Raw genomic sequence first — 4,758 nt, 5'->3', positions numbered from 1 at the left:
GGACCGCGCGGTAGCTGCCGGCGGCTTTTCGCGGGCGACCGGTTCGGGCGCGGGCGCGGCGGGGGCCGGGGCTGCGGCCTCCGGCTCCTCGGTGCGGTTCGACAGGCCCAGGCGGTGGACCTTGCCGATCACCGCGTTGCGGGTCACGCCGCCCAGTTCCTTGGCGATGGCGCTGGCCGACTGGCCCTCGGACCACATGCGTTTCAGTGTCTCGACGCGATCATCCGTCCAGGACATGGCAGCCTTTCCGGGCGGGTCTGACCTGCCGCCCCATCTTGTAACCTGCGATTGGTCCCGTCACATACGGGATGCCGAGATTTAGCCGCCGAAGCGCAGAAATTCAAGGACCGCCAGATGACCCCGCCCACAATGCCCGGCCTGCCCCCGCTTTCCGACAGCCCCGCCATGGGCGTGCGCCGCTTTGGCCGCGTGAACTGGCTGGGCCTGCGCACGCTGGCGCGGCGCGAGGTCATGCGGTTCATGGCCGTCTGGCAGCAGACGATCTTCGCGCCGCTGATGACGGCGGGGCTGTTCGTGGTCGTGTTCGCGATGGCGCTGGGGCAGGGGCGGGGACAGATCATGGGCCTGCCCTATCTGGTCTTTCTGGGGCCCGGCATCCTGATGATGACGGTGATCCAGAACGCGTTCGCCAACACCTCCAGTTCGATCACCGCGGCCAAGGTGCAGGGCAACATCGTCGACACGCTGATGCCGCCCCTGTCCGCCGGAGAGTTGCTGGCGGGCTATCTGGCCGGGTCGGTGGTGCGGGCAGGGCTGGTGGCCATGGTCATCGGCATCGGCATGGTGCTGGTCACCGGGCGCGGCATCGCGCATCCGGGATGGACGCTGGCGTTCGTCCTGCTGGCCGCGCTGATGCTGGGGGGCCTGGGGATCCTGGCGGGCATCATGGCGCAGAAGTTCGACCAGATGGCGGCGATCACCAATTTCGTCATCACGCCGCTGTCGTTCCTATCGGGCACCTTCTATTCGGTGCAGGCGCTGCCGCAGCCGTTCAGCACGCTGTCGCACTGGAACCCGATCTTCTATCTGATCGACGGGGCGCGTTATGGCGTGACCGGGGTCAGCGATGCGCCGGTCTGGCGCGGTGCGCTGATCTGTACGGGGGTCGTGGCGGGGGTGCTGTACCTGGCGTGGCGCTGGCTGCGGTCGGGCTATCGCATGAAGCCCTGATTTGCGCTTGCCTTGGCAGGCAAAGCTGCGCATCCTTCGCGCCATGACGAAACGACGCACCACCCGCTCGCGACGCTGATGCCGGCCCCTTCGCGGGTCCGCGTCCCTGTTGCCGTTTCCGCCATTTCCCCTTCCATCGCCGGAGCCTTGCCATGATCCCGCACGTCCTGCCGACCTATAATCGCGCCCCTCTGGCGTTCGAACGCGGCGAGGGGGCGTGGGCCATCACCGCGGACGGGACGCGATACCTGGACCTGGGCGCGGGCATCGCGGTCAACGTGCTGGGCCATGCGAACCCCGACCTGGTCGCGGCACTGACCGAACAGGCCGGGCGGATCTGGCACGTGTCGAACCTGTACCAGATCCCCGAACAGGAGCGGCTGGCCGACCTGCTGGTGGAACACACCTTTGCCGACACGGTCTTCTTCACCAATTCGGGCACCGAGGCCGCCGAACTGGCCATCAAGATGGTGCGCAAGCATTGGGACCACGCGGGCGACCCGGAGCGGATCGAGATCCTGACCTTTTCCGGCGCGTTCCACGGACGCTCGACCGGGGCCATCGCCGCGGCGGGGTCGGAAAAGATGGTCAAGGGGTTCGGCCCGCTGATGCCGGGGTTCCGCACGCTGCCCTTTGGCGACCACGAGGCGCTGAAGGCCGCCGTCACCGACCGCACCGCCGCGATCATGGTCGAGCCGGTGCAGGGAGAGGGCGGCATCCGCCCGCTGCCCGACGCCTGCCTGCAGGGGCTGCGCGAGCTGTGCGACCGGACCGGCGCGCTGCTGGTTCTGGACGAGGTGCAATGCGGCATGGGCCGGACGGGGCGGCTGTTCGCGCATGAATATGCGGGGATCGCGCCCGACATCATGATGGTCGCCAAGGGCATCGGCGGGGGCTTTCCCCTGGGCGCGGTCCTGGCGACGGAAGCTGCGGCGGCGGGCATGGTCGCGGGCTCGCATGGCTCGACCTATGGCGGCAACCCGCTGGCCTGCGCGGTGGGCGCGGCGGTCATTGGGATCGTGGCCGACCCGGCGTTTCTGGCCGAAGTGAACCGCAAGGCCGCCCTGTTCCGCCAGAAGCTGGAGGGGCTGATCGCGGCCCATCCCCAGGTCTTCGAGGGCGTGCGGGGCCAGGGGCTGATGCTGGGCCTGAAATGCCGCATGGCACCGACCGATCTGGTGCGCGCGGCCTATGACCAGCATCTGCTGACGGTGCCTGCGGCCGATGACACGCTGCGCCTGCTGCCGCCGCTGAACATCACCGACGACGAGATCGCCGAGGCCGTGGCGCGCCTGGACCGGGCCGCCGCCAGCCTGGATGGCTGACTACGCCTTCAGGCCGGTCACCGAGGATGACCTGCCCATGCTGGCCCGCTGGCTGGCCCGGCCAGAGGTCGCCGTCTGGTGGCCGGGTCCCGACCGCCAGGTGGCCCTGATCCGCGACGATCTGGGCCACAGGGTCACGCGGCAGGTGATTGCGATGCGCGACGACATCGCCTTGGGCTATGCGCAATCCTATCCGGCCCATCACTGGCCCGCGCTGCATTTCGCGGACCTGCCCGCGGATGCGGTTGCGCTGGACGTCTTTGCCGGCCCCGATGGGATGGGGCAGGGGGGCGCGTGGCTGAGCGCCCTGGGGGATCTGCTGCTGCAGGAATGTTCGACCTTGGCCATCGATCCCGCCCCCGAAAACCTGCGTGCCATCGCGGCATATCGCAAGGCGGGCTTTGCGGGCGACGACATCCGCCATGACGGCCTAGGCCGGCCCGTCCGCGTGATGAACCGCCTCCGATGAGGCGCGCGCGCCCTGCTTCTTCGTTGCCCAAATACCCATCTTCTCCGGCCCGACCGGGCGCCGTCCCCGCGGGGGCGCAGAAAGCCCGATCCGCCCCTTGACCCGGCCCGTCCGGCGGGGCTTGCTGGAGAAAAGCCGAAAGCCCAAGACGATGACCCATTTCCTGGATATCCACACCACCGACCGCGCGGCCCTGCGCAGCATCATCGACAGCGCCCATGCGATGAAGGCTGCCCGCAACAGCCGCCCCAAGGGCATGCCCGACGACGAACAGCCCCTGGCCGGACGCATGGTCGCGCTGATCTTCGAAAAGCCCTCGACCCGCACGCGCGTCAGTTTCGACGTGGGCGTGCGCCAGCTGGGCGGGCAGACGATGATCCTGTCCGGATCGGAGATGCAGCTGGGTCACGGAGAGACGATCGCGGATACCGCGCGCGTGCTGTCGCGCTATGTCGATCTGATCATGATCCGCACGTTCGAGGAGGCGACCCTGCTGGAGATGGCGGAACATGCCACCGTGCCGGTCATCAACGGGCTGACGAACCGCACCCATCCCTGCCAGATCATGGCCGACGTAATGACCTTTGAGGAGCATCGCGGCCCCATCGCCGACAAGAAGGTCGTCTGGTCGGGCGACGGCAACAACGTGTTCGCAAGCTTTGCCCATGCGGCGGGGCAGTTCGGGTTCGACCTGACCTTTACCGGCCCGCCGCCGCTGGACCCCGAGGCCGCCTGCCTGGACTATGCGGCGTCGCAGGGGCGCCCGGTCACGATCGAGCGCGATCCGGCGCGGGCGGTGATGGGGGCCGATCTGGTCGTGACCGACACCTGGGTCAGCATGCACGACCCGCAATCGGCCAAGGAGCGCCGCCACAATCAGCTGCGTGGATACCAGATCAACGAGGCGCTGATGGCGCAGGCGCGGCCTGACGCGCTGTTCATGCATTGCCTGCCCGCGCATCGCGAGGACGAGGTGACCAGTGCCGTCATGGACGGCCCGGCCTCCGTGATCTGGGACGAGGCAGAGAACCGGCTGCATGCCCAGAAGGCGATCATGCGGCACTGTCTGGGCCTGTGACCTGATTGACGGGCGGCCAGGGGCCGCCCGGTGACATGAGGACAGACCCCGCGGGGCGGGGCCTGTCCGGCCTGGTGCCCCCGCATCGGGGTCCGGATGGCAGGAATGGCGGGGCCCGGCATGCGCAGTTTCGATTTCAGTTCCTGGCAGGCGATCGGGACGACCCTGTTGGGGTTGGCGCTGTTCGCCTGCGTGGGCGTCGGCATCCGCGTTCTGGCGATGATGACCATCCAGCAGCGCCAGCAACGCATGAACCGCCAGATCAACGAGCGGCTGAAGACGCTGATCGCCGCCTATCGCACGCTGGGCGGGTCGTTCACCGGAGAGCTGACCGTCAGCCCCGCGCATCTGCGTGAGCTGCGCGTCGCCGATGCGGCCGATCCGGTGGAGCCGGGGTCCGACCGGCCCCGTCGCATCCGCGATGCGGTCGAGGCGGCGCTGGCGGACATCCTTCTGCTGGGCACCGAGGAGCATGTGCGCCTGGCGGGGCAGGCCGCGCGGGACATGGCCGCGGGTCGCGCGGTGCATACGGCCGAACTGGTCGTGTCGCTGCGCCGTTATATCCGGCTGGCGCTGGACCTGGAGGCGATCCCGGAGGGGGTGGAGATTCCGCTGCAGGGGCCGACGCGCCCGCAGTCAGGCGGGGGGCGCGGCAAGGCCGAAGGTGGCCGTGACAGGGCAGGCGGTGGTGGCGG

At 69.0% G+C, this 4,758-nt stretch carries 6 protein-coding genes; 5 read left to right on the top strand and 1 reads right to left on the bottom strand.

All coding sequences use genetic code 11. The features are described from left to right. A partial coding sequence (locus TY51_RS19415; RefSeq protein WP_042252923.1) for a GcrA family cell cycle regulator occupies positions 1–237 on the bottom strand: 237 nt, incomplete at its 3' end. Positions 238–354: 117 nt separating this feature from the next. Between TY51_RS19415 and TY51_RS19410 the strand changes: the two genes are divergently transcribed. The 5 genes from TY51_RS19410 to TY51_RS19390 form a co-directional block, all read left to right on the top strand. Beyond that, positions 355–1,191 (top strand): ABC transporter permease, encoded by an 837-nt coding sequence (locus tag TY51_RS19410; RefSeq protein ID WP_231559159.1) that lies wholly within the window; start codon positions 355–357, stop codon positions 1,189–1,191. A gap of 152 nt (positions 1,192–1,343) precedes the next feature. After that, entirely contained in the window at positions 1,344–2,516 is a 1,173-nt protein-coding gene (locus TY51_RS19405; RefSeq protein ID WP_042252919.1) for an aspartate aminotransferase family protein, read from the top strand. Further along, entirely contained in the window at positions 2,509–2,985 is a 477-nt protein-coding gene (locus tag TY51_RS19400) for a GNAT family N-acetyltransferase (RefSeq protein WP_042252918.1), read from the top strand. The genes TY51_RS19405 and TY51_RS19400 overlap by 8 nt, the downstream gene beginning before the upstream one ends. Before the next feature lie 151 nt (positions 2,986–3,136). Continuing rightward, positions 3,137–4,063, top strand: a complete 927-nt coding sequence (argF, locus tag TY51_RS19395; protein WP_042252916.1) for an ornithine carbamoyltransferase — start codon at positions 3,137–3,139, stop codon at positions 4,061–4,063. 105 nt (positions 4,064–4,168) lie between these two features. Further along, positions 4,169–4,758, top strand: a 590-nt coding sequence (locus tag TY51_RS19390; RefSeq protein ID WP_197054848.1) for a hypothetical protein, incomplete at its 3' end; no start/stop codon positions are given.

This window comes from Paracoccus sp. PAMC 22219, from assembly GCF_000787695.1.
GTDB lineage: Bacteria > Pseudomonadota > Alphaproteobacteria > Rhodobacterales > Rhodobacteraceae > Paracoccus.
Note: the sequence above shows the minus strand (reverse complement) of the source record. Positions and strands in the feature narration are given on the sequence as shown.